This window comes from Acidisphaera sp. S103 (assembly GCF_009765975.1).
Classification (GTDB): domain Bacteria; phylum Pseudomonadota; class Alphaproteobacteria; order Acetobacterales; family Acetobacteraceae; genus Rhodopila.
Map to the genome: position 1 here is coordinate 218372 of NZ_LMUJ01000101.1, position 24844 is coordinate 243215.

General features: G+C 62.0%; 17 protein-coding genes and 1 pseudogene. 9 read left to right on the forward strand and 9 right to left on the reverse strand.

Going from position 1 to position 24844, the window contains the following annotated elements; all coding sequences use genetic code 11:
• Positions 1–32: 32 nt before the first annotated feature.
• Entirely contained in the window at positions 33–3143 is a 3111-nt protein-coding gene (locus tag GSQ89_RS33555; protein ID WP_158932446.1) for a Hint domain-containing protein, read from the reverse strand.
• Positions 3144–3788: 645 nt separating this feature from the next.
• Positions 3789–4316, reverse strand: a complete 528-nt coding sequence (locus GSQ89_RS33560; protein WP_158932447.1) for a GNAT family N-acetyltransferase — start codon at positions 4314–4316, stop codon at positions 3789–3791.
• 301 nt (positions 4317–4617) lie between these two features.
• Between GSQ89_RS33560 and GSQ89_RS33565 the strand changes: the two genes are divergently transcribed.
• The 4 genes from GSQ89_RS33565 to GSQ89_RS33580 all read left to right on the forward strand — a co-directional run bounded on the left by GSQ89_RS33565 (position 4618) and on the right by GSQ89_RS33580 (position 8329).
• Entirely contained in the window at positions 4618–5301 is a 684-nt protein-coding gene (locus GSQ89_RS33565) for a DUF1326 domain-containing protein (protein WP_158932448.1), read from the forward strand.
• Positions 5302–5306: 5 nt separating this feature from the next.
• Positions 5307–6107 (forward strand): DUF2182 domain-containing protein, encoded by an 801-nt coding sequence (locus GSQ89_RS33570; protein WP_158932449.1) that lies wholly within the window; start codon positions 5307–5309, stop codon positions 6105–6107.
• Positions 6108–6239: 132 nt separating this feature from the next.
• On the forward strand, positions 6240–7646 hold the full coding sequence (locus GSQ89_RS33575; protein WP_158932450.1) for a selenium-binding protein SBP56-related protein: 1407 nt from the start codon (positions 6240–6242) through the stop codon (positions 7644–7646).
• Between the two features lie 41 nt (positions 7647–7687).
• Entirely contained in the window at positions 7688–8329 is a 642-nt protein-coding gene (locus tag GSQ89_RS33580) for a hypothetical protein (protein ID WP_216856536.1), read from the forward strand.
• An 82-nt stretch (positions 8330–8411) separates the two neighbouring features.
• Here GSQ89_RS33580 and GSQ89_RS33585 read toward each other — a convergent pair whose 3' ends face one another.
• From GSQ89_RS33585 to GSQ89_RS33600, 4 genes are all read right to left on the reverse strand, one after another.
• Positions 8412–9167: a glycosyltransferase family 25 protein gene (locus GSQ89_RS33585; protein ID WP_158932452.1), complete on the reverse strand. Its 756-nt coding sequence runs from the start codon at positions 9165–9167 to the stop codon at positions 8412–8414.
• A gap of 133 nt (positions 9168–9300) precedes the next feature.
• The gene (locus GSQ89_RS33590) at positions 9301–11958 is read right to left on the reverse strand and encodes a transcriptional regulator (protein ID WP_158932453.1); all 2658 of its coding nucleotides are present in this window, start codon (positions 11956–11958) and stop codon (positions 9301–9303) included.
• A gap of 454 nt (positions 11959–12412) precedes the next feature.
• Positions 12413–15292, reverse strand: coding sequence for a winged helix-turn-helix domain-containing protein (locus GSQ89_RS33595; RefSeq protein ID WP_158932454.1), 2880 nt, complete (start codon positions 15290–15292; stop codon positions 12413–12415).
• Between the two features lie 226 nt (positions 15293–15518).
• Positions 15519–18395, reverse strand: a complete 2877-nt coding sequence (locus tag GSQ89_RS33600; RefSeq protein ID WP_158932455.1) for a winged helix-turn-helix domain-containing protein — start codon at positions 18393–18395, stop codon at positions 15519–15521.
• Between the two features lie 485 nt (positions 18396–18880).
• On the opposite strand from GSQ89_RS33600, the pseudogene GSQ89_RS40395 reads away from it, so the two are divergent.
• Positions 18881–18991: pseudogene (locus GSQ89_RS40395) on the forward strand (LysR family transcriptional regulator); the annotation flags it as partial.
• Here GSQ89_RS40395 and GSQ89_RS39610 read toward each other — a convergent pair.
• Positions 18947–19129 carry a hypothetical protein gene (locus tag GSQ89_RS39610; protein WP_254073503.1) on the reverse strand — a complete coding sequence of 61 codons (183 nt, stop codon included), beginning with the start codon at positions 19127–19129 and terminating at the stop codon, positions 18947–18949. The pseudogene GSQ89_RS40395 and the gene GSQ89_RS39610 sit on opposite strands and share 45 nt — an antisense overlap.
• An 18-nt stretch (positions 19130–19147) precedes the next feature.
• On the opposite strand from GSQ89_RS39610, the gene GSQ89_RS33605 reads away from it, so the two are divergent.
• A complete protein-coding gene (locus GSQ89_RS33605) occupies positions 19148–19786 on the forward strand; it encodes a LysR substrate-binding domain-containing protein (RefSeq protein ID WP_254073502.1) in 639 nt (212 codons plus the stop codon).
• Positions 19787–19828: 42 nt separating this feature from the next.
• Here the strand turns inward: GSQ89_RS33605 and GSQ89_RS33610 are convergent, their stop codons facing one another.
• Together GSQ89_RS33610 and GSQ89_RS33615 are read right to left on the reverse strand one after the other, a co-directional pair.
• Entirely contained in the window at positions 19829–21148 is a 1320-nt protein-coding gene (locus GSQ89_RS33610; protein ID WP_158932457.1) for a carbohydrate porin, read from the reverse strand.
• A gap of 38 nt (positions 21149–21186) precedes the next feature.
• Positions 21187–22758, reverse strand: coding sequence for a sugar porter family MFS transporter (locus GSQ89_RS33615; protein WP_256367366.1), 1572 nt, complete (start codon positions 22756–22758; stop codon positions 21187–21189).
• Positions 22759–22936: 178 nt separating this feature from the next.
• Here GSQ89_RS33615 and GSQ89_RS33620 point away from each other — a divergent pair, with 178 nt between their 5' ends.
• The 3 genes from GSQ89_RS33620 (at position 22937) to GSQ89_RS33630 (ending at position 24727) form a co-directional block, all read left to right on the forward strand.
• Positions 22937–23647 carry an SDR family NAD(P)-dependent oxidoreductase gene (locus GSQ89_RS33620; protein WP_158932459.1) on the forward strand — a complete coding sequence of 237 codons (711 nt, stop codon included), beginning with the start codon at positions 22937–22939 and terminating at the stop codon, positions 23645–23647.
• Between the two features lie 49 nt (positions 23648–23696).
• Positions 23697–23906, forward strand: coding sequence for a tautomerase family protein (locus GSQ89_RS33625; RefSeq protein WP_158932460.1), 210 nt, complete (start codon positions 23697–23699; stop codon positions 23904–23906).
• A 128-nt stretch (positions 23907–24034) separates the two neighbouring features.
• A complete protein-coding gene (locus GSQ89_RS33630) occupies positions 24035–24727 on the forward strand; it encodes a type 1 glutamine amidotransferase domain-containing protein (RefSeq protein WP_158932461.1) in 693 nt (230 codons plus the stop codon).
• The last annotated feature ends 117 nt before the right edge of the window (positions 24728–24844 follow it).

A 24844-nucleotide genomic window follows, 5' to 3' on the forward strand; every position in this document is an offset into this window, starting at 1 on the left:
ACAAGTTGATGGTGCCCGCGCACCAATGCCCCCTACGCCACCCGTGCCGCGCTTGCGCCGTCATCCAGATACTGAGTCGCCCCGCCCAGGTGCAGCATCACCTCTGCGCCCTTGTCGAACCGAGCGAACGCTGCGATGGGCAGCGTGGCGCTGCCATTGGTCCAGCGCAGGTGGCAGCCGGCCTCATAAGCGTGGAAGCCAACCGTCAACCGGTCATCGTCGGCCTCGATCAGCATGAACTTGCCGCCCTGGCGGATCGCCACCTGCCGCAGCGCCACCCCCAGCGACCGCGGGTCGCGGGCGAGCCCAAGCTCCGACGGCACCCCCACGCGGGAGGCGATCACCACGCTCTTGGTGCAGGACGGCAGACGGAAGCCATAGAGCGACCCGCGCCGGTACTCCGGGTCCACCCGCACGCCATCGATCACCAGATGCAGGTCCGGCTCCTCCGTCAGCGACGGCAGCGCGCGCGGGCCGGTGCGGTCCAGCCGCCGCCATGCCGCATCCACCACGGGGCCCCCGGTCAGCACCGGGGCATAGGGGTCTTGCGGAGGCAGGTGCCAGCCGGTGTTGGCGTTGTGGAACAGCCAGCGGTTGCCATCATCGCGGTAGCTTTCGGCCAGCGCGCCGTTGGCCAGCAGCACGTCGTGGCTGTCCAGCTCGACGTGGTAGATGTCCACTTCCCGGGCTCGGTCGTCCCACAGGATCGTCCGGTGATTGACCAGGAACTCCACCGGGATCAGCACGCCATCGATGTAAAGCGAGTGGGCCTTGGTCACGTGCAGGTCGGCGTTCGGCACGTTGTCGGCCAGCGCCCCCTTGCGCACGATCACCGGCGTCGCTGCGCTGCGCCGGCCACGGGTGGCGAGCACCTTGCCGTTGCCGATCCACGTGACCGCGCGCGGCCCGTTCTGGGCGGTCAGCACAAGGTCGCCGATGTTCAGCGTCTCCACCGGCACCTCGCCCGCCGGCGTGCCGATCATCGTGCCGGCGCGGAAGCAGACGACAATATCGGTGCCGCCATTGCCATCAGGGGACAGTTGAAACGAGTCGGAGGTGAAGGCGCCCTGAATGTTCAACGTGTCCGGGCCGCCGACTCCACCGGTCAACACCAAGGTATTGTTCGCGAACGTTTCGCCGCTCGCGAGGAAGCCGGTCAGATCGATGGTGTCGCCATTGGCGAAGCCGGTGATACCGATGGTGCCGAGGCCGCTGGCCGAGTCGGTGCCGGAGACCGTCCACGCCGCGCCGGTGTCAAACTGCAACGCACTGAAATTGGCGATGCTGGTGCCGAAGCCGGACAGCGTTCCCGCACTGGCGGCCGAAGCCAGTTCCAGGACGCCTCCGCCGCCTTGGACGTTCCCCGCGAAGACCGCGCCGGGATCGGCGATCAGCCGGCTCGCGTATCCGGCCGCGAACTTCACGGCGTAGCTGCCGCCGGCGATGCTGCCGGCATTCACCACGGTCACGGCGGCGTTGTAGCCATCAATCCCGTAACCCCCGCTGATCGTGCCATCGCTTTGGTTGGTGACGCTGCCGCCGACCTCCAGAAAAACGCCAATGTTGGACCCGGCGATGCTGCCGGCATTCACCACGGTCACGGGGGCGCCCGCGCCGAAAATCCCGTCCTGGCCGGTGATTGAACCGCCACTTTGGTTGGTGACGTTGCCGCCCGCGAACAGGACAACGCCCTGCCTTGACCCAGCGACGCTGCCGGCATTCACCACGGTCACGGCGGCGCCGGCTCCGCTAATCCCGACAAACCCACTGGTGATCGAACCGCCGCTCTGGTTGGTGACGTTGCCGCCCGCGGACAAGACAACGCCCTCGTTGGTTCCCGCGATGCTGCCGGCATTCACCACGGTCACGGCGCCGCCCTGACCGGAAATCCCGCGATACCCGCTGATCGAACCGCCGCTTTGGTTGGTGACGCTGCCGCCTGCCGCGAGGTCGATACCGGTGCCATAGCCGTTCGGGCCGCTCCCGGCGATGCTGCCGGCATTCACCACGGCCACGGTGGCGCCCCGGCCGTAAATCCCATAACGGTCGCCGCTGATCACAGCACCGCTCAGGTTGGTAACGCTGCCGCCGCCCGCCAGGTAAACCCCTTGGCCTTCGGCCCCGTCGCCGGCGATCATCCCAGCGTTGACGACCGTCGCCGCCCCGCCGGCCGCCCCATGGACGGCGGACCCGGCCCCCGCGGTGATCGTCCCGGTCGACGCATTCGACAGCACCCCGCCCGGTACCAGCGTCAGCACGCCCGTCAGCGCGCCGCCGCCGTTGAGGGTCCCGGCATTGGTCAGGGTTCCGGCGTCGGTTAGATGGGAGCCGGCGGCGATTGTGTTGGCGCCCGCCAAGGTCCATTGCGCGCCGGCGTCCACCGTGACCTGGGCGAAATCGACGTATTTTGTGCCGAACCCCGACAGCGTGCCGGCCGAACCGGCGGAGGCCAGTTCGAGCGTGCTAACCGACGTCGCGCCGATCGTATTGCCGCCGGTCACCGTGCCGTAGAACACCGCGTTCGGGTCGATGACCAGCCGGTTCGCGTAGCCGGCGCCGAACAGCACGGCGTAGCGAGCGCCACCGATGGTGCCGGCATTCACCACGGTCACGCCGCCGTAGGCGTTAATCCCGATAAAGCCACTGGTGATCGACCCGCCGCTTTGGTTGGTGACGCTGCCGCCCGAGAGGAGGAAAACGCCTTCTTTCGATCCCGCGATGCTGCCGGCATTCACCACGGTCACGGCGCCGCGCTCGTCGAAAACCCCGTAACGCTCGCTGCTGATCGCGCCGCCGCTCTGGTTGGTGACGTAGCCGCCAGCGCCGAGGCGAACGCCCCCGAAGTACCCCGCGATGCTGCCGGCATTCACCACGGTCACGCCGCCGCCGTTGCCGTAAACCCCGAAACCCCCGCTGCTGATCGAACCGCCGCTTTGATTGGTGACGCTGCCGGCGGTGAGGAACTGGATGCCGTACCGATTGGACCCGGCGTCGATGCTGCCGGCATTGACCACCGCCAGGCCCGTGTAAGACACCGACAGCCCATCGGTCAGCAGCCCGTTCGAGGCGATGGTCGTCGGATTATCGGCGCCCACGGTGAGGGACACGAGCGTGGCGTAGGTTCCGGTAATCGGATTGGTCATCGGTCGGTCCTTTTGGGCTTCCGGGGACTCGGGGCGTCCAGGCACCGATCGAGGCCAACGAATGGCGTTGGAACCAATCTCTCCAAAATCGGCCGGGAAGACAACTTATTCCGGCCAAGTTTTGTGAGGTCGGTTACAATAAGACACCATTCGATTGAGGCTAAAATAATGTATTTGATATCGATATTGTCAACATGCCATTACGACCTTCTGAGAAGTCTTTCGCCGCGGGCTGACGGCGACCGGCGGTGGATTTGCGCCGGTCCGGCTGTCGGTTTGGCGAAGCGGCCGGGGGTTCTCGATCGCCGCCGCGAGACGGTCGAGCATCCTTTTAGAACGATCACGCAATAAATCAACCAGGGTGCGTTTCTGATGCGCAGCCCGGAGAAGGTCCGCGCCGAGCGCAGTCCGACCGCACTCGCTTCCAATCTCAGGCGGGTGCTCCATCTTGTCGGATTCTCCGAGCTGATGGCCGCGGTAACTGCCTGAAGGGCCTACGGGTGGCTTTTCTGCGGAGGTGGGAGCGTGATCGTCGACTACTTCGCCTGGAAGACCCGTCCAGGAACGGCACGACGATTTTTGGTCGAGTTCCGTCGGGCAAGGGCGTGAGCGCACCGGCCTTGATGACCACGGGAAGTTCGTCACTCACAAGAGCATCTCCATTCCGCTTGCGACGTACCGGATCACGGTGCGCTCGCCGTACGAAGCAGCCCCGGCGGGTGTAAGACCAAGCTTACGTGCAACGCCGATGGAAGCCGTATTGTCCGGATCGATATCGGCGATGACCAGCCGCAGGCTGAGCGTATGTAAGGCATGGTTGAGCACCGGCCACGCGGCTTCAGTCGCAAAACCCTGGCCCCAGGCGGCACGGATCAGACGCCAGCCGATCTCAATCTCCGGGCCATGCAGATCCAGCGGCGTCAGCAGAATCCAGCCAACGAAGCCCGTTGGCGCCAGGATGGACCAGTAGCCCATGCCGACCGGATACGCATGACGGATGCGTGCTTCGACGAAGGCGCGATGCGCAATCGGATCGGTCCAGGGGCCATGGATGAATTTCGTGACGAGCGGGTCGCGATCCATCGCGAGGCAGGCGTCAAGGTCCGCGAGCGTCCGTGACCGGAGGGTCAGCCGCGCAGTCGTGAAGGTCGGCAGTGGGTCGGAGTGGGTCATTTGGCCCTTTTTCTACAGTCAATTCCCGGGACGCTGGACCAGCGACAACTTTGCCGGGAGACGTCCGCTGACATCGTAGGCGTGGTCAAATACGTCGCCCCTGTGCTTCTCGACCACACTAACCCCTCGCAGGCAAACCGTTTCCGTCACTGTCCGGTTCGAGTATCGTTGTGCGATCCCTGGCGAATGTCGCGAAGGCTATCCCCGGGCGCTGGGCCCTGCGCTCGATGGACAACATACGTCGCCTGCCAAAGACCCAGACAAGGCTTGTGAAAATGCGGCAAGAGGTATAGACTCAAGTATGGAAAGTCAGCAATTTACGGAGTTGCTGAGACCTTGCTGCCGCCACGAGCAATGCCGTTCCGCTACCTGGATTTCGTTGATAGCAACACAAATCTATGGGGGAGCCAGCTATGAAAAAAAAAACCGTGTGCTTTGCCCATGCTGGATCGGCGAAGATCCCGATAACGGCACCTGCGATTCAATGCAGGCCTGGCACATCGACAAAGGCACTATCGACGGCGCGGACATGACTGGGCGCACCGTCGCCATGGTGTGTGAAATTCCCGGCAACGTGCTCAAGGGGGGCTTCCGGGTCAAAGTTTACATCGATGATGGCGCCTCCGACCCGCAACAGGCGGCGTTGCTGGAAGTATATTCCGGCAAGCAAGGCGGTCCAGTCGCGGAACTCGCCAAACTGGTCGGCGAGGTGGTTTCGGTGGAAAGGGTACCGATCACCTTCACCGTCGACCAGGGCCACGGAATGCTCAAAATCGCCGAGGTTGGCCTTGCCGAACTGGAGCCCTATCGCGGTCCGACCGGAGCCATCACCACGCTCACCGACACGATCTTTTCCACCGTGCCCGGCGCGCCGGTCTTCGTTGGCAAGGCGACGCGTTACGTCAGCAAAAATCCCGATCTCGGCCACGATCTCGACATCTCCGGGTTCAATGCCCTGCAAAGCACGTTCGTGTTCGACGGCTAACTTCGATGGCGAGCCGACCGGAGCGGATGGCACCGGCGTTTCCGCCTCTCGCCACGGGGCTCGTCGTTCTGTCCTGGATCACGTTGCTGGTGTGGGACGCGAGCCCTTATGCACGCTACCTGAACCACGGCGACTGGACGACGATCGGCCTCGGCGCGGCGATCTGTAACGCGGTGCCTGGTGGTTCGTGGCTGGTCCCCGTCATGCTGTATGGCGGCGGATGGTTGCTGATGTCAGCAGCGATGATGTTGCCGACGTCGCTGCCGCTGATCCGCCTGTTCGATCGCATGATCTCCGGGCGGCCCGACCATATGGTGCTGCACGGGTTGCTCATCGCGGGCTACCTTCTGGCCTGGGCAGGGTTCGGTGTGGCCGCGCATCTGCTGGACCGCACGCTGCACGCCGAGCTCGGTGGCTGGGTTTGGCTCGCCACACACCCATGGACACCCGGCGCTGTTGTCCTCGGCCTGGCCGGCGCATTCCAGTTCTCGAAGCTGAAATATCATTGCCTGGACAAGTGCCGCACCCCGCTCGGCTTCATCATGAGCCATTGGCACGGCCCGAGCCCATGGCGTGACGCGTTCAGCCTGGGCCTCGCGCATGGCGCCTGGTGCGTCGGATGTTGCTGGGCCGTCATGCTGCTGATGTTCGTCGTGGGTGTCGGCAATGTCGGCTGGATGCTCGCGCTTGGATCATTGATGGCGATCGAAAAGAATGCGGCATGGGGTCGGCGAACGAGCCAACCGCTCGGTTTCGCCCTTCTCGCGTGGGCGGGGGCGATCGCGACGGTCAACATGTTGACTTGAGTGCGTAAGGCGCATGCTGGGCGCCGTAACGAAATCGACTTGCACCAGCACTGACAAAACATCGTTCCCCGACCAGGTAAGCGGAAATCGAATGTCCTGGGATCCGAACCAGAAAACAAGGAGAGCATCGTCATGAATATGCGTCCAGATCCCACGTTTTACGCTTCGCCACAACTCGCGATGGAAGCGCCCGCAGAAGATTTTGCCTACACATTACTGCTAAGTCCTGATTTTTCACAACCTGACGCGCTCGCGGTCATCGACGTGAAACCGGGCTCGCCGACCTATAGCCAGGTGGTTCACACGCTGGCGATGCCGAACAAAGGGGACGAATTCCATCACTTCGGATGGAACGCCTGCTCATCCTCACTGTCGCCGCTGACCGGTCACGCCTTCCTCGAACGGCGCTATCTGATCATTCCGGGGATGCGGTCCTCGCGCATGTACATCGTGGATACGAAGCCGCATCCAACGCAGGCGCGGATCCACAAGATCATCGAACCCGAGGAAATCTTCCGCAAGACGGGCTACTCGCGTCCGCACACGGTGCATTGCGGGCCTGAAGGCATCTACGTCAGCACGCTCGGTGGCGGCGGGAAGGATGGCACCGACGGTCCGCCAGGCATCTTCATCATGGACTGCGAGACGTTCGATGTCCTCGGCCGCTGGGAAATCGACCGCGGGTCGCAAGAGAAAGGCTATGATTTCTGGTGGAACCTGCCGCGCGACTACATGGTGTCGAGCGAGTGGGCATTGCCACCGCAATTCGAAAACGGGATCGTCCCCGAGGATCTGCTGTCGAACAAGTACGGGCACCGTGTACACTTCTGGGATCTGCGGGCCAGGCGCAACGTGCAGACGCTCGACCTCGGCGCCAACCACCAAATGGCGCTCGAAGTGCGTCCCGCGCACGATCCCAGCCGTGAGCACGGCTTCATCGGCGTCGTGATCGACACGACGAACCTTGAAGGATCGATCTGGACCTGGTGGCGGCAGGGTGGACAGTTCCACATCGAGAAGACGGCGACCATCCCGCCGGAGCCCGCGCAAAAGGAACTGCTTCCGCCGTTGCTTCAGGGATTTGGCGCGGTGCCGCCGCTCGTTACCGATATCGATCTCTCTATCGATGACAAGTTCCTGTACGTGTCCTGTTGGGGAACCGGCGAGATGCGACAGTACGACGTAACGGAACCCCGGAAACCGAAGCTGGCGGGATCGATCCACATCGGCGGGATCGTGCGGCGGAGCCCGCACCCGAACGGCAAAGCCTATGCGGGTGGTCCGCAGATGGTCGAGATCAGCCGCGACGGCAAACGGGTCTACTGGACCAATTCTCTCTACTCGACCTGGGACGATCAGTTCTACCCGGATGGTGTGCCCGGGGCACAGGTCATGGCCCGGGCTGAACCTGGCGGAGGACTGACGCTGGCGGAGGACTACTGGGTCGCCTTTCCCGACGGGTACCGGGCGCACCAAATCAGGCTCGAAGGCGGCGACTGCTCGACCGATTCGTTCTGCTACCCGTCGGTCGGGATTTGATCGGCGGTGGCTGGTCGCTGACCGGCCTTTGGCTGGCTGTTATGGCGAGCGGTCTCTATCATGGGGTCAACCCGGCGATGGGATGGCCGCTCGCGGTTGCGAGCGGGTTGATGGAGAGGCGTGTTCGGGCTCTGCTCGGCGCGCTGTTATATCTCGGGGCGGGGCACGTGTCGGCGATGTTCGTGGTGTTGGTGCCTTTCGCCATGCTCGCGATCTTGCTCGCCTGGCAGCGCGAGATTCAGATCGGCGCGAGCGTGCTTGTCATCGGCTTCGGTGTCTTTCTGCTGATCAGGAGACGCCATCCGCGTGTGCTGACGCGGATCCCACCGTCGCGACTTGCGCTTTGGTCCTTCACGATTGCCATCGCGCACGGCGCGGGACTGATGCTGGTACCGATCTACCTGGGGCTTTGCCGGTCCTTCGACATGGACCGGGGCCATCAGGCCGCGCGGGCCTTGATCGGCGCCAATCTGGGCATGGCGCTGCTGGTTTCCAGCGTCCATGCCACCGCCATGATTGTTGCCGGCGGACTTCTGGCATGGCTGGTCTACCGCTATCTGGGGCTGAAGTTCGTGGCACGGGGTTGGTTCAATCTGGACACGGTCTGGGCCTCAAGCCTTGTCCTGGTCGGCATGCTTTCGTTGGCGTTTGGTGCTGCGTTGCCAGGCGGCGAGGGCCGATAGCAGGTGACACACAGCATCACAGAGCGGCGCCTGTGTAGTACTCGTCGCTGTGTCTCAGTGATTGTACATTGGAAACGACACTTTATTGCGCGTCGGACCATTTATCATCGTGCGTCGCTACAGTGAGTGACTCGGCATTGACATTGGGCGTGATCGCGAGCGGCGGAATAGAGACGAAGGACTGCACGCTTGGATAGAGGGCATTCATTGCGATATCGATGCCGGTGTTCTGGATCGGCTGCGCGAGCAGTGGAAATGGCACGGCCAATGGCTTCAAGGGAAAGCACGCGGCACGGAATATCGCAGCACCCTTTGGACTGATGGAATAGGCGCACGTGCCTAAGCAACCTGCCAACGGAATTGGGTGCGGCATCCCCGTCTCGGCGCGAAAGCGATCTATCGACTGGCGCATCTCAGCCTGATCGGTCAGCACGACCATGGGCGAGACAGTCGGCATGACGTTAAGAGACAGGGCAGAATCGAAATTCCAGCCCCACATGACGATATCCCAATCTGCCTCCAGGCGTTCAATCATAGCTTGGCTGGCAGAAGCGAAGTCAGCTCGCAGGATGGCATCATCTTCGACTACGGTGACGACGCGCTGCTCTTTTTCCGCCTTGTCCCACAACCCTCGATGCGACAAGGCACAGCCGATCGCTCCACTACTGTAGGAAACGTAGCCGCCGAAGGTGCCGTCCCGCCAGAGCGCATCGATATCGAGCGCCTGACCGTCGACGGCGTCGAAAAACGTGAAGCGGAGGCCGGGGTTCTGTGCGGCGAACCGCTCTCGACGCTCATGAGTTCGGACAAGGCTGATAACGTCGACGGGTACGATCATTTGTAAAAGTGTTCCGCGTTGTTCAAGGTCGGGGTGCCCGGCTCGGTCGGGTCGGGCCTGCCAGAGCCGACGCCGCAGGTGGCGTTGGGGCCGGGCCGATTGACAGAAGGAGGCTTAGCCGGTCGCCTCACCGCTAGACCACGCGCAATGTATCGAGCATCGCGCGGGCGGCACGCAAATCCGCCGTCCCAAAGCCTTCCGTGAACCGATCGTAGACCGGTGCCAGTATCTGTCGCGCGTCGTTTTGGCGATTCTGGATCACCCGCAAGCGAGCAAGGCTAAGCGCAACCCGCAGCTCCCAAAACAAGGCGTCTTGTTCGCGGGCCAATTCGCCCGCCTGATCATAGCAGTCCTCCGCCAACGCGGATCGATCAAGGCCTTGCTGGAGCAACACCTCGCCCTTGATGCGGAGCAGCTCAGGAACATACCATCGCTGACCGCCCCCGGGTTGGCTGGCGGTGGCGATTGCTTCGTTCACGGCATCAAGCGCCTCACCCAGTTGTCCAAGTCCCGCAAGCGCTTCGGCGAGGACGCCAAGGAACTCCGGATCGGATGCACGCGACCCGGTGCGATTGCTGGTGTCGAACGCATCGCGCAGCGCCGCGACGCCCTTTGCGAACTCACGACGTTCAATCATCAGCTTTGCTTCCAGGAAGCGTCCTCCAACCTGCCAAAAGGGTGCGTTCGACCGCGTCGCCGCCTCGATCAACCGGGCGATCGCGCGTTCGGCGGCGGGGAGATCCCCCGTCATGAGCGTGACTCGCACCAAGCCAAAATCGATAATCCGGCACATCGGTGTTAGTTGGCTAATAATGCCGTGCAGTTCTTCCAGGCTTGCCTCGGCTTCGCTGAGGGCCTGGTCCACAAAGCCGCGCAGGCAAAGTGTCCGAGCCAGCATTGCCCGGGTAAAGGCGCGGTTGTCCGAGTAGTACCAGTAAAAACGCCGTTGGCCTTCCAGCGAGACGGTAGACTGAAGAACGCGCTCAAAGCAGATTTGGGCTTCACGGACTCTGCCGGCGTCAAGCAGCATGAGACCCATCAGTCGATCGGCGGCGATGAGGATTTCCCGGTCGCCGCTTTGGCGAGCGATTCGCGTGAGCCGTTCCGCCGCGGCCCAGGCTTCGCCGTACTCCCCGCGGACGTTTAGCATCGGCGCAAGCCGGAACAGAGCCACCGCCTGCGTGTCCAGGTCACCCAGGTGCTCAGCAGTTTCCATGACCTCGGTCAGAACAATTTTCGTTTGCTCCGCGGATCCTATGGTTGCGACCAGCGCGGATCCAAGAAGACCCCGCAACTGTAGTCGCCGCCGCTCGTTCTCCTTGCCTTCGGGCTCGAAATCGAGCAACGCGCGCTCGCAGCGCGCGCCGCATTCGGCCATCAGCGACAGGCACATCCAGACAGCACCGTAAGCGGCTGTGAGATCAGCACCAATTTCCATGTCCCCTGACGGAGAAAAGCACCAGTCAAGCGCTGCGCGAACATTGTCGATCTCACGCATCCCGGCCGACAAATCCTCACGTGATAATCGCCATCCGGAGCCTCTCTCCGATACCGCGAAGAGGTCGCGAAAATAGGCCGCATGGCACCGCGCGGCGAGTTCGGCCTCACCGTGCTTGACCAACTTCTCAAGCGCGTAGGCCCTGATCGTTTCCAGCAAACGGCAACGCGCGGGCACTGCCGATTGATCCAGGGCGACCAATGATTTTATGACGAGGTTCGCGATACCGTCCAGGACGGCCGATGCGTCGAGTCCGCTCTCCCTCACGACGACGGCAGCCGCGTCGATGGTGAAGCCGGCCGGGAAGACGGCCAGCCGACGGAGCAGCAACCGTTCCGGCTCAGGCAGCAGGTCATAGCTCCAGTCGAGTGCCGCGCGGGCCGTCCGATGCCGCGGCACCTTGGGACGACGCTCGCTGGCCAACAGGGCAAGGCGGTCGCGCAGGCCGAGAGCCACCTGCTCGACCCCAAGCGTCGCAGCGTGCGCCGCGGCAAATTCGATGGCGAGCGGTACGCCGTCGAGGTGCCGACAGATCGCGGCAATCACTGGGAGGCTTTCGGCGTGTGACGAGAAGTCCGAACCCAGCGCCGCTGCCCGGGCAATGAAGAACTCTGGTGCGCTGTAGCCCAGAATATGGGCCGCTTCCTCCTGATCGTGCATAGGCACATCGAGCGGCGGCACGCGATAGACGTGCTCGCCCTCGATCCGGAGCACTTCGCGGCTCGTTGCCAGGATGGTGGCACGCGGACACAAACGCAAAAGCGCCTCCGCGAGATTCGCCGCTGCGTCGATGACATGCTCGCAGTTATCAAGGACCAGCAGAAGATGTTGTCCGCCGACGGCACGCGCGACGGCCTGCGCGCTGATATCCCCTGCCCCCAGCCCCAGTTGAAGAACCTGGGCCACCGCGGACGGCACGAGAGCGGGATCGGACAGCGACGCCAACTCGACCAGCCACCCCCCGTCATCGAACTCGCCAAGAACGCGGCGGGCGACCTTCAGAGCGAGCGTGGTCTTGCCGATACCGCCGGGTCCCGTCAGGGTCACGGCGCGATTGGCCGCGAGAAGGGTCCTTACTTGCTGCACGGCTGCCGATCGGCCAATCAGGCGCGTGCCGACGACAGGAAAATTACTCCCCGGCGCTTCTCCGGTTACCGGTATTTTTTGCAGACCGACGGGCGGCTTCGCCGCGGCGTGATGCCGGACGATCCAGTTGCCGGCCAAGCTATAGCCGCGGCGGGACCTGGTCTTCAGCAATTCCCGGTTCGAGCCGAATGTTTTGCGAGTTGCCACCGCGTGAACCTGAAGTGTGTTTCCATTATAACCGCATCCGGCAAGACGCGGTTCCGCAACTCGTCCTTGGTGATGCGTTCGTCCTCTTACTTGGCCAGGGTTTCGGTAACGCCGAAGGCACGGCCACCGACCGGTACGAGGAAACCAAGGGCCCTGAGTTCATGCCAAACAAAGTCAGCCTTGCACTCTTCTGACCGGCGGGTCAGATAATCACCATTTTCGATCACTTCAATCGTCCATGACGATAACCATTTCAGGCTACAAAGAAATCGACCGTGCGGCAAGAAACTTAGCCTACGCGGTGCACACCGGCGCTCCGGCCAGATCCTGCGCGGGACCGTAGACGGACCGTTCGCCCGTCAAAGACTGGATATCCGAAGCGGCTCGGAATGAACCAGAGGCTCGATCATCCTGGCGGGCCGGGGTCCGGCGGGACTCCCCGATCGCCTTGTCGTCAAACCAAGGGCAGCGTATCGAGCATCGCACGGGCGGCGCGCAAATCCGGCGTCCAAAAACCGTCCGTGAATCGGTCGTAGACCGGCCCCAGTATCTGTCGGACCTCGTCATTGCGACCCTGGCTTACCCGCAACCGGGCAAGGCTGAGCGCAACCCGCAATTCCCAGAACAAAGCGCCCTGCTCGCGGGCCACCGCGCCCGCCTGATTGAAGCAATCTTCGGCCGTGGCGGCCGACAAATCCGCGTCTCGCTTAAGCAGCACGTCGCCCTTGATGCGGAGCAATTCCGGAAGAAACCAGACCTCCGCATCCGGCTTGCCGGCGCTGGCCAGCGCGTCATCGACAGCATCAAGCGCCGCATCGAACTGTCCGACCCCGGCCAATGCTTCCGCCAGCGCGCCCTTGAACTCAATAGCGGAGTAATAATGCCCGGTCCGGCTGCACGCAGCGAACGCATCACGCAGCGTACTCAACGCCGCCGCGAATTCGCGGCGCTCCACAAGCAGCTTTCCTTCCAGCAAATGCCCCACGGTCTGCCAAAACGACGAGTCCAGTCGCGTCGCGATATCGATCAATCGCGCGATCTCCTGTTCAGCGGTTACCAGTTCACCAATCATCGTTGCGGTTCGGCAAAGGCCGTAGGCGAGTGTCTGGCACATGGATAGTTGGGGAGCCGTGGCGCCCAGCTCATCGATGCCCGCCCTGGCTTCGTTGCTTGCCCGTTCCGCAAACCCCTGTGGCCACAGCGTCAAAGACAGCATCGCCCGCGATATCGAGGGATGATGCACCGGGAAGAACCAGAAGGCGGGTTGTTGATCGTCCGTTGCGAATTGAACGCGAAGGGCGCGCTCGAAGCTCCGCTGCGCTTCGCCGAACCTGCCTTGGGCAAACTGGACGTAGCCCTTGCGCCGATCGGCGATGGCGTCGATGGCCGTGTCCTGACTGCGCTGGGCAATCTGCCCAAGCCGGGTCACCGCGGCCCACGCCGCGGCAAAATTCTGGCTATTGGCATACATGGCCGACAAAACCATCAAGGCCCAGGCCTGGGTGTCAAAATCATCCGCGATATCCGCGGCCTCCAACACGTCGATCGCCAAGGTTCTGGCCCGTATCGACCCGCCCGCGCTAGCGTAAAAGGCGCTTGAAAGTGCGAGTTGCAGTAACATCCGCAGCCGCAAGTTCTGCCCGCCTGGCTCCAGGTTCAGCAAAGCGCGTTCGCAGCGTTCACGGCATTCGGTGTTGAACGCGTGGTGCAACCAGACCAGGGCATAGGCGGCCGTAAGATCAACACCAATAAAACTGTCCCCGCCAGCAGAAAAAGACCAGTCCAGCGCCGCCCTGACATTGTCGATCTCTCGCCTGCGGCCGATCAGGTCCTCGTTCGTCAAGCGTGTTTCCGAACCGGTTTCAGTCGGCGCAAAGCGATTGCGAAAGTGCAACGCGTGCCGCTGGGCGACCATGTCCGGCTGATCGTGCAATGCGAGTTTTTCAAGGGCGTAGGCGCGAACCGTCTCCAGCAGATACCAGCGGGTGGACGCCACACGTTGATCGAGTGCAACCAACGATTTCGTAACGAGGCTCGCGATACCATCCATGACCCCGGATGGATCGAGACCGGACTCGTGCATGACCGCGGCAGCCGCATCGAGCGTAAATCCACCCGAGAAAATGGCGAGCCGGCGGAACAACAACCGCTCCGGTTCAGGCAGCAGCTCATAACTCCAGTCCAGCATCGCCCGCAGCGTCCGATGCCGCGGAACCGCGGTGCGACGCCCGCTGGTCAGCAGGGCAAAGCGATCGTGCAATCCGGCGGCCACGTGATCGATCCCAAGTGCCGCAGCACGGGCCGCCGCAAATTCGATGGCCAGCGGAATACCGTCCAGGTGCCGGCAGATCGCGGCAATCGCCGGCAGGTCCCGGGTGTGGGAGGAGAAGTCCGCCTCCAGCACTTCTGCCCTGGCGATGAAAAGCTCAACCGCGCTATGATCCAGGATCTGGTTGGACTCTTTTACGTCCACTCCAGGCACTTGCAGCGGCGGCACGCGATAGACATGCTCGCCTTCGATCCGCAGGATTTCGCGGCTGGTCGTCAACAGCGTGGTGCGCGGGCAATGGCGCATAAACGCCTCCGCCAGGGTCGCCACCGCGTCGATGACGTGTTCGCAATTGTCCAGAACCAACAGCAGGGTCTGTCCGCCGACGGCGCGTGCGACCGTCTCCGCCGAAATCTCGCCGCTGATCTTCAGTCCCAGCACGCCGGCGACCGCGGATGGCACGAGAGCGGGATTGGACAGAGATGCCAGTTCGACAAGCCACCCGCCATCGCCGAACTCGCCAAGGATACGGCGCCCGACCTTCACGGCGAGTGTCGTCTTCCCAATGCCGCCGGGTCCGGTCAGGGTCACGACGCGATAGGCGGAAACCAGATCCTGGATCCGCTGCACAGCGGCCGATCGGCCGACAAGGCGGGTGACGATCAAAGGGAAATTCGACCCAGGCGTCTCGCTGGGCACGCGTATTCGTTGCAGGCCAACCGGCGGCCTGGCGACATCCTGCTCCCGCACCGACCAATCGCCGAGCAGCCGATAGCCCCGACCCGACTCGGTCTTCAATAGTCCCCGGTGCCGCCCGAGCGCCTTGCGGACGGCCGCCGTGTGAACGTGAAGCGTGTTTTCCATGACGATCGCACCCGGCCAGATGCGATCCATCAGTTCGTTTTTGGTGACAAGTTCCCCGGCTGACTGGGCCAGGACTTCGATGATCTCGAAAGCGCGCCCACCGAGCGGCACAGGAGAACCACGCACCCGAAGTTCGCGGCGGGCGAGGTCAATCTCGCACTCGCCCACCGCGTAAACCGGTCGAACGACCTCAGCAAGCATTTCAACAGCCTACGATAATAACCGGTTCAGGTGTATTAAGAAATTGGCCAAACCACAAGGAACCAGGACCAAAATAAATTTTTTTGTTTCTAAATGCTAATATGATTGAGAACGCGATAGGCTATCCGCCGCTCAACCGCCGGGTGTCCAAACCAGTCGGAATGGCCCGAGGCTGAGCCAGCGCTGCAGGGCGGGATGCAAAGAGGACCACGCAGTCACGTTATCGTTAGACCAAGGGCAGTGTGTCCAGCATTGCGCCGGCGGCGCGCAAATCCGCTGTCCCAAAGCCTTCCGTGAACCGGCCGTAGACTGGCGCCAGTATCTGTCGCGCGTTGTTTTGGCGACCCTGGATTACCCGCAAACGAGCTAGGCTAAGCGCAACCCGCAGTTCCCAAAACAAGGCGCCCTGCTCGCGGGCCATCCCGGCCGCCTGGTTAAAGCAATCTTCCGCCAACATGGACAGATCCGAACCTTGCTGGAGCAACACCTCGCCCTTGATACGGAGTAGTTCCGGCAGATACCACATCTGACCGTGCCGCGGGCCGGACCTGGCCATCGCATCATCCACCGCGTCGAGCGCTTCACCAAGCTGTCCAAGCCCGAGATGCGCGGCCGCGAGCGCGCCCCTGAACTCTGGATAGGACACGCGCCAGCCGGTCCGACCGCAAATGTCAAACGCCTCTCGCAGCACGGTCAGGCCTTGCGCGAAGTCGCGCCTTTCGACCATCAGCTTTCCTTCGAGAAAGCGCCCCATCACCTGCCAAAACAGCGCATTCAGCCGCGCCGCGATCTCGATCAAATGCGCAATCGCCCGCTCGGCTGCAACAAAGTCACCTGTCATGGACGCAATGCGACACGGGCCGAAGTGTAGAACCCGACAAATGGAAAGTGGGTGATCGGTCGCTTGCACCTCCTCGACACTCATCAGGGCCTCACGATGCGCACTCTCCGGGAAGCCTTGCAGGCAGAGTGTCCGAGCCATCAACGCCCGAGCCATCGCGCGGGCGTGAATATAGTTCCAGAACTCCGGCCGTTGCTCCTCAGGCGGAAGCGGGGTTTCAAGAATGCGCTCGAAGCAACGCTGGGCTTCGCGGTGCCGGCCGGCCATCAGCAGTCTTGTTCCAATACGTTGGTCGGCGACGGCGACGATACCCGAGTCACCGAGCTCATGAGCGACTTGCCTGAGCTGTTCCAACGCGGTCTGTGCCTGGCCGTACTCTCCATAATAGATGTACGCGGTCGATAGCGACGCCAGAACCCGCGCCTGTGCGTCAAGCTCATTTAAGGCCTTGGCGATCTCGAAAGCGCTGGTCAGAATGGTTATTATTTCCTCGCCGGATCCAAGTGTAACGATCAGTGTGTTCCCAAGAGCGATCTGCAGCTCCATTTGAAGCCGTGCACTCAATCCTGATTCACCATCCCAAGCGAGCAGCGCCCGTTCGCAGCGATCGCGGCATTCACCAATCAGCGACAGATGCAGCCAGACCGGCGCGTAAGCGGCCGTCAGATGAACACCGACCGCCGTGTCTCCGGCCGGGGCGAAGGACCAATCAAGCGCCGCACGAACATTGTCGATTTCTCGAACACGATCCCCTATGTCTTCATTTGACAACCGCGACCGGGTACCCGGTGCGGGCAGTGCGAAGAGATCGCGAAAATATCCGGCGTGGTGCCCCGCCGCCATGTTGGCCTCGGCGCTATCAGTAAGTTTCTCAAGCGCGTAGGCCCGAATCGTTTCCAACAGACGCCAGCGCGTGGATGCTTCCGACTGATCCAGCGTCACCAATGACTTTGTGACCAGATTTGCGACGCCCCCCATGACGGCCGACGCGTCGAGCCCGCTCTCGCGCATGACAGCGGCAGCCGCATGGATCGTGAAGCCGGCCGGGAAGACAGCCAGCCAACGGAACAGCAACCGCTCCGGTTCGGGCAGCAGTTCATAACTCCAGTCGAGTGCCGCGCGAAGTGTCCGATGCCGCGGCACCGCGGTGCGGCGCCCGTTGGTCAGCAGGGCAAAGCGGTCGTGCAGCCCGATGGCCACTTGCTCGATTCCGAGTGCGGCAGCACGGGCCGCGGCAAATTCGATCGCGAGCGGTATACCGTCGAGGTGTCGGCAGATCGTGGAAATCGCAGGCAGGTCATGGGTGTGTGAGAAGTCCGCGTCCAGCACTTTTGCCCTGGCGATGAAGAGTTCGACCGCACTGTGATTCAGGATATGGTCGGGTTCCTTCTTGTCGGCGGCCGGCACGTCGAGCGGTGGCACGCGATAGACATGCTCGCCTTCGATCCGCAGGATTTCCCGGCTCGTCGCCAGGATCGTGGTGCGCGGGCACAGACGCACGAACATCTCCGCCAAGGTCGCCACCGCATCGATGACATGCTCGCAGTTATCAATGACCAACAGCAGGTTCTGCCCGCCGACGGCACGTGCGACGGTTTCTGCGGAAACCACTTCACCCCCCAGCTTCAGCCCCAGTGCATGGGCCACTGTGGACGGCACGAGAGCGGGATCGGACAGAGACGCCAGTTCGACAAGCGACCCGCCGTTGTCAAACTCACCGAGGACGCGACGTGCGACCGTCACGGCGAGGCTGGTCTTTCCGATGCCGCCGGGCCCCGTCAGGGTTACGATGCGATAGGCGGTGACCAGATCCTGGATTCGTTGAACAGCGTCCGACCGACCGACGAGGCGGGTGACGGTCAAAGGGAAATTGGACCCAGAGGTTTCGTCGGATATTCGTATTTGTTGCAGACCGACAGGTGGTACCGCGGTGTCCCGACACCGAATGGACCAGTCGCCGAGCAGGCGATAACCACGACCTGACACGGTCTTCAATAATCCCCGGTGCCGGCCGAGCGCCTTGCGGACGGCCGCGGTGTGAACGTGAAGCGTGTTTTCCATCACGATCGCACCCGGCCAGATGCGATCCATCAGTTCGCCCTTGGTGACAAGTTCGCCGGCTGACTCGGCGAGGACTTCGATGATCTCGAAAGCGCGCCCACCAACCGGTACCGGAGATCCAAGAATCCTGAGTTCGCGCCGCGCGAGGTCAATCTCACACTCGCCCGACGCGTAAACCGGTCGAACGGCCTCTGCAAGCATCGCAATTGTCCACGGTAGTAACCGGCTCAGGTGTATTGAGAAATTAGCCAAACCGCAAGGAAGCTGGTCCAATATAGTGCCGATCTGTAACGTGACCGCCAAATCGGCTCAAGAACCCGTGACCGCAATACAGAGTGTTTCAGATGAAACTGTGCAAATGTGCCTTCACAATTATTCAGATTAGGCAGCGGGATTCAGGCCCGCGGCCGGATTAGAACGGTCGTGTGGGGGGCCATGATCAGTTCAAATTCTCCGATGACTTCAGTCACCGCGCGCGGATTTACGATGGACGGCAACCTCGACGAGGTAGGAGCCGCCATCGAAAACGCTTTTCGGATGGGGAGTCTTTCTGAGGGGTTGTTCCCGTCGCCGCGCAAGCGCCGGCGGAAGGAATGGCAGCGCGCTATCCCAATGCGACACATCCCACGTTGCGAATTTCGTGAAGGCAGACTTCCGAGGAGCAAACGATGGATCGTATCGACGCTATGAAGGTTTTCGTTGCCGCGCTGGATGAGGGGAGCCTTGCCGGAGCGGGCCGTAAGCTCGGACGCTCACCCGCCGCCGTCAGCCGTGCCGTGACCTTCCTGGAAGATCACGTCGGCGTACAGCTTCTCCACCGCACAACACGCGCGAGCAAGCTGAGCGAGGTCGGCGAGCGTTACGCCGTCGCCTGCCGTCGCCTGCTGAACGACCTCCATGAGGTCGAAGCCCTCGCGGCGTGCGAAAGGTCCCATCCCGGCGGTACTCTATCCCTGACCGCCCCGGTTCATTGCGGCGAGCAGGTGTTGCGGCCGATCTTGGACGACTTTCTCGACGCCTTTCCGACGGTATCGGCGAAGCTTCACCTTTGCGACCGGCCTATGAACCTGATCGAGGAAGGCATCGATGCGGCGCTGCGAATAGCGCATTTGCCTGATTCATCGATGGTTGCCATACGGGTCGGCGAAGTCCGCCAGCTCATCGTCGCGGCGCCATCCTTCCTTGCCAAGCACCCGCGTATCGAAGAGCCCGGTGATCTGGCGAAGCACCAGGTCATCGCCGTCTCCCAGGCCGACCTTAACTCCTGGCGCTTCCCGCCCACCGCTGGTTCAGCCACGCCGCAGACCGTGCAGTTCACGCCGCGCTGTGTCGTCGACAGCGTGCATGCGGCGATCGCCTCCGTCGTCGAGGGACGAGGTGTGACGCGGCTGCTTTCCCATCAGGTCGCCGAATACGTCCGCGACGGCCGACTGCGGATCGTGCTCCGGCGATATGAGCACGCGCCCATTCCGGTCCATCTCGTCATGCCGGAAGGCCGTCTTTCCATGCCGAAAGTACGGGCTTTCGTAGACCTCGCTGTTGCCCGCTTGCGCACGCAATTGGCAAGGCTTGCCGTAGAGGCCCCGGCTTGATCAGATCCACATTGCGTCTGAAATTCAACGACACCAAGGGCTTCAAAATTCCACATTGACCTTGAACCCCAATACGGCTGCGTTGCGAATGTTCGCTTGAGCGTTTGGCCGAATCACGTATTGGAACTCCGGCCGGAAATCCAAACCGCGATAGACATGGATGTTGTAGTTGGCTTCGAGGATCATTTCGTGGGTCTGCACCCCCGTCGCGGCATTGCTGATGGGAAGGCCCAGTTCCGACTCCTCGGCCTGGACTTTGCCGAGAGTGCCGCTCATTGCGATATAGGTGAACAGTAGCCCGACGGCATCTTGCGGCCGATCACGCCAGAAGCCGCGATCCAGCAAGCCCAGGAAGTATTGTTGCGCATAGGGGGAATTGTCGGCGTTGCTATGGACATATCCGGCGAGCGCGATGATGCCATCCTGGTATCCGTTGCCATTTCGCACCAACATCTGATCGGCCAGCAGCCAGAACTGCGTATTGCCAGACCGACTTCCGGCACCTCCCGGCAAAACGGTGGAAAAATTCTTGAAACGGGAGGTGTCATAACCGAACCCCACCGCGTAGTGACCGGGCAGTTGATCGCTGCCCAATTTCGGTTCATAGCCGATCTGGATCGGCACATACACGCCACTGTCCCGCGGCACGCCGAGTTCGAACCCGCTGCGATCCGCGTTGCTGTACAAATCCTGGTTCACTTCATAGACGCCGGTCGTGATATAGGTATCCGCCGTGGGACGAACACGAACCCGGCCTGCCCATACAGCGTCGGGGAAGGCGCTGTGACCGATGTCGCCACCGGGCAATGCTTTTGGGTCGCCGCACAAGGCGTTATTCATGTAGTTGCAATAAAGTGGTGAGCTGGCAAAGTCGTTTTCGACGTTCATCCAGCCAAGCGCGATGTCCAGCCTGCCACCGAACAGCTTCTCCTCGGCGTAGGCCGAGACGAGATGCACGGCCACGTTTCCGCCCGCGCCATAAATTTCCTGCACAGGCGAAACGTTGTCACCGAACAAATGGCTGTCGTTACCGCCGGAACGGTTCACGAGGATCACGTGGGTAGACAGGCCGGTGAGCCCAGCCAGGCGCTGCCAGTCTATGTCCGCCGAGAACGCCACCTGGTTGGCGGAGGTTGACCCTTGCTTCACCCCGCCGCTGACATTGCCAGCGAATTCAGCCGTGGCACTGAGCCGCAGATAGATGCCGTGATTCTCGAGATCGGTGCGAACGCCCCCAAGATCGCCCAGCAGATGTTCGACCTGTGGGGGAATATAGGCCGGGACCTCGGGGTCCAGCGGCAACATGACGAGCGGTGACTCGGCAGTGCTGGTTTGAGCCTGGGCGCCAGCGGCCAATGCCACGGCGGGACAGATCAACAGTGTCAGCGCGACAATGCGTCTCATGGCAGCACCGCCTTGGCAGAGGGTGAGGGTGTTTGCCCTGTCTCCAGCGCCGCCTCGATTTGCTCAAGACTACGCCCCTTTGTCTCCGGCACCATCACGGCGACGAATGCCAACGCCACCAGGCTCAGCAGTCCGTAAACCAGGAAGGCACCAGCACTGCCGACGGCACCAACAAGATTGAGAAATGTTGCCGAAACGATCAAATTGAACAGCCAGTTGGCAACCGTCGCCAGGCTCATTGCCCGCCCGCGCAGGGCAAGCGGGAATATCTCCGCGATCAGCAACCAGAATACCGGCCCCAGCCCGATCGCGAAAAAGCCGACATAGACCGCCACCGATACGAGCGCGATCCAGGCAAGGTGACCCGATGTGCCGCCGAAAAAGGCGCCAGACAGGACGAACAGCGTCACCGCCATGCCACCGAGGCTCCAGGCAAGAAGTTGCCGCCGGCCAAGGCGATCGATCAGGCGAATTGAGACGATCGTCATGATCACGTTGACCGCGCCAACCCCGGCGGTCGCAAGGATGGACGTTGCGGCGGAGGAAAGGCCGGCGGATTGGAAAATCGTTGGCGCAAAGTAGATGACCGTGTTGATACCGGTGATCTGCTGAAACATCGCAAGACCAATCCCGATGATGAGAGGCCGCCGAAGACGCGGCGCAAGCAGATCCGACACGCTTGCCAGTTGGCGGCCTTCGCTCGCGATGTCTGTCCGCAGCGTTCTCAATTCACCAGATACATCGGCGGTGTTGCCGCGCAGGTGCCGCAGGACCGTCTCGGCGTCGCCCATTCGGCCGTGACCCGCGAGCCATCGCGGGCTCTCGGGAAGGACCAGCATGCCAGCCGAAAGGATGATGCCCGGCAACGCCCCGAGTGCGAACATCCAGCGCCATCCGCCGGAGACGCCGGCGAGTGCGAAGCCGACCAGATAGGACAACAATATCCCACCGGTGATACAAAGTTGGTTCAAGGAAACAATCGCGCCGCGGTCGCGCGCCGGCGAAATTTCCGCCAGATACAGGGGCGTCAGCATTGATGCGACGCCGATCGCGACGCCTACGAGGAAGCGGCCGACCAGTAGGACGGTGACCTGCCCCGCGACAGCGGAGATGCCCGCGCCAGCAATAAACAGCAAGCCGGCGCCCAGGATGACACGGCGGCGGCCGGCACGATCGGAGATGTATCCGGCCACCAGCGCACCGACCGCGGCGCCCGCCAGAGCAATCGCGACGACCACCCCCTGGAGAGTTGGAGAGAGGGCCATCACCTGCCGGACGAATAGCAGCGCCCCGGAGATAACGCCGGTATCGTAACCAAACAGCAGCCCACCCAGCGCTGCCACGGCCGCAATAAGGTAGAAATACATGGTATATCCCCATTTGCTAGGTTTGGAGCGCCAAACAGAGTGGTCTGGCTCTCTCCCACGTTCCCGGGTCGTCAGCGCCCTTAGATCAGGTGACAGCGCCGACTTCCGGTCTTCGATATCAGCGACGTTGCGGTGCGCTGTGGATGAACTGAAACTAAGGTTAGCCGAGATGGCCGCGAATACTCGATATTCGACAGACACTCTTTCACATTGCGATCGACTGGTAGTTCCGCACTCAACCGCGCAGCGGAAGAGTGTCTACCGAACGGCGAATATTCGCGGTCGCATCGACTGAGCATAACTTCAAACCAATCGACGCCATATGGCTCGGTCATTTTTGTGCTCCACACGCATGGTGGAAGCATAAAGGGGGAGTGGTATGGACATCGAACGGAAAGTTGCCGTTATTACCGGGGCATCGCAGGGTATTGGCGCGGCGCTCGTCAAGGCATATCGCGATCGCAACTACCAGGTGGTCGCGACGGCGCGCTCGATCGGGCCGTCGGACGACGATGACGTCCTTACGGTATCCGGCGACATCGCCGATCGGCAAACGGCCGAACGCGCGATCACCGAAGGGATGTCGTGGTTCGGGCGCATCGATACGCTGGTCAACAACGCCGGCATCTTTATCGCCAAACCGTTCACCCAATATACCGAGGCCGACTACGCGGCGATCGTCGGCGTCAACATCACCGGCTTCTTTCACATTACGCAACTCGCCATCGCCGCGATGGAAATGCAGCACAGCGGTCATATCGTGCAGATCACGACGAGCCTGGTCGATCACGCGCGGAGCGACGTACCGGCTGTCCTGGCGTCACTGACAAAAGGGAGCCTGAATGCCGCGACCAAATCGCTCGCCATCGAGTATGCGAAGCACGGTATCCGAGTGAATGCGGTCGCACCGGGCATCATCAAGTCCCCGATGCATCCCATCGAGACGCATGCTCAGCTTGATGCCATGCACCCGGTCGGCCATATGGGTGAAGTGTCCGACATCGTCGACGCTATCCTCTACCTTGAGTCTGCCAGCTTCGTGACCGGCGAAATCCTTCATGTCGACGGTGGCCAGAGCGCCGGTCACTGACATAGACACGGAGCGTTTTTCCCCAGCCTTCAACGCAGGACAAACCTTCATGCCCATCGTTACGATTCAGGTAACCCGCGAGGCAACCAGGCCGGGACTGGACTCCGTTGTGGCGGCGGAAAAGGCCGCACTCATCAGGGGCGCGCGCGAGCTGCTGCTCAACGTCTTGAACAAACCGCTCCAATCAACCTTTGTCATCATCGAGGAGGTCGACATGGACAATTGCGGTCTTGGGGGGGCAGCCGCCGGTCGCGAATAGCCTGCGGTGCGTCATTTTCGCCGGTCAATCAATCGAACCGCGGAAGAGTGTCTGCCGAGCGACGAATATTCGCACCAGACGCTACGACGCATAACCTCGAACTCATCGATGAAACGCAGGAAGGTACAATGAAGATCCTGATGGTTGTGACGTCTCATGACAAGCTTGGGAATACCGGGAAGAAAACCGGTTTCTGGCTGGAAGAATTTTGCGCCCCTTACTTCACGTTTCTGGACGCTGGGTGTCTCGTGACGGTTGCTTCCCCCAAGGGTGGGACACCGCCGCTCGACCCCATAAGCGATACGCCGGAGGGACAGACCGACCTTACGCGGCGGTTCAAGGACGATCCCAAGGCCCAGGCTGTCCTCGCCAACACGGCGAAATTGTCCGACATGAAGGCGCAGGATTTTGACGCGATCTTCTACCCGGGCGGGCACGGTCCAATGTGGGATCTCGCGGAAGATCCGATCTCGAACAAGTTGATCGAAACGTTTTACAGCGCCGGCAAGCCGGTTGCCGCGATCTGTCATGCGCCGGCGGTATTGCGGCATGCTATGTTCAACGGCGAGCCGATAGTGAAGGGAAAACGCGTCGCCGGCTTTACCAACAGCGAAGAAGAGGCCGTACACCTCACAAAGGTCGTGCCGTTCCTGGTCGAGGACGAACTGAAGCGTTTGGGAGGCCATTTCGAGAAAGTCGCGGACTGGCAGAGTTTTGTCATCGTCGACGGGCATTTGATCACCGGGCAGAATCCGGCTTCCTCAAGGGCGGCCGCCGAAGCACTGGTCAAACTGCTGAGCTCGATGGGAGTACACGCGTGACCATGGCCTGTGTGCTGAACGCATTGCCCGAGGTGCCGTTATGACCAACACCAGTTCCAAACGGATCCGTTTGACGCGGCGATCGCCCGCCTATTGGCGGGTGACGCTTGACCACCC

Bases quoted from the DNA above. Each gene is read 5' to 3' on its own strand.
- GSQ89_RS33580 (WP_216856536.1), top strand. From the start codon at position 7,688: ATGGCGAGCGGTCTCTATCATGGGGTCAACCCGGCGATGGGATGGCCG.
- GSQ89_RS33575 (WP_158932450.1), top strand. From the start codon at position 6,240: ATGAATATGCGTCCAGATCCCACGTTTTACGCTTCGCCACAACTCGCG.
- GSQ89_RS33555 (WP_158932446.1), bottom strand. From the start codon at position 3,143: ATGACCAATCCGATTACCGGAACCTACGCCACGCTCGTGTCCCTCACC.
- GSQ89_RS33600 (WP_158932455.1), bottom strand. From the start codon at position 18,395: ATGCTTGCAGAGGCCGTTCGACCGGTTTACGCGTCGGGCGAGTGTGAG.
- GSQ89_RS33570 (WP_158932449.1), top strand. From the start codon at position 5,307: ATGGCGAGCCGACCGGAGCGGATGGCACCGGCGTTTCCGCCTCTCGCC.
- GSQ89_RS39610 (WP_254073503.1), bottom strand. From the start codon at position 19,129: ATGGGACCTTTCGCACGCCGCGAGGGCTTCGACCTCATGGAGGTCGTT.
- GSQ89_RS33585 (WP_158932452.1), bottom strand. From the start codon at position 9,167: ATGATCGTACCCGTCGACGTTATCAGCCTTGTCCGAACTCATGAGCGT.
- GSQ89_RS33620 (WP_158932459.1), top strand. From the start codon at position 22,937: ATGGACATCGAACGGAAAGTTGCCGTTATTACCGGGGCATCGCAGGGT.
- GSQ89_RS33630 (WP_158932461.1), top strand. From the start codon at position 24,035: ATGAAGATCCTGATGGTTGTGACGTCTCATGACAAGCTTGGGAATACC.
- GSQ89_RS33595 (WP_158932454.1), bottom strand. From the start codon at position 15,292: ATGCTTGCTGAGGTCGTTCGACCGGTTTACGCGGTGGGCGAGTGCGAG.
- GSQ89_RS33560 (WP_158932447.1), bottom strand. From the start codon at position 4,316: ATGACCCACTCCGACCCACTGCCGACCTTCACGACTGCGCGGCTGACC.
- GSQ89_RS33625 (WP_158932460.1), top strand. From the start codon at position 23,697: ATGCCCATCGTTACGATTCAGGTAACCCGCGAGGCAACCAGGCCGGGA.
- GSQ89_RS33565 (WP_158932448.1), top strand. From the start codon at position 4,618: ATGGAAAGTCAGCAATTTACGGAGTTGCTGAGACCTTGCTGCCGCCAC.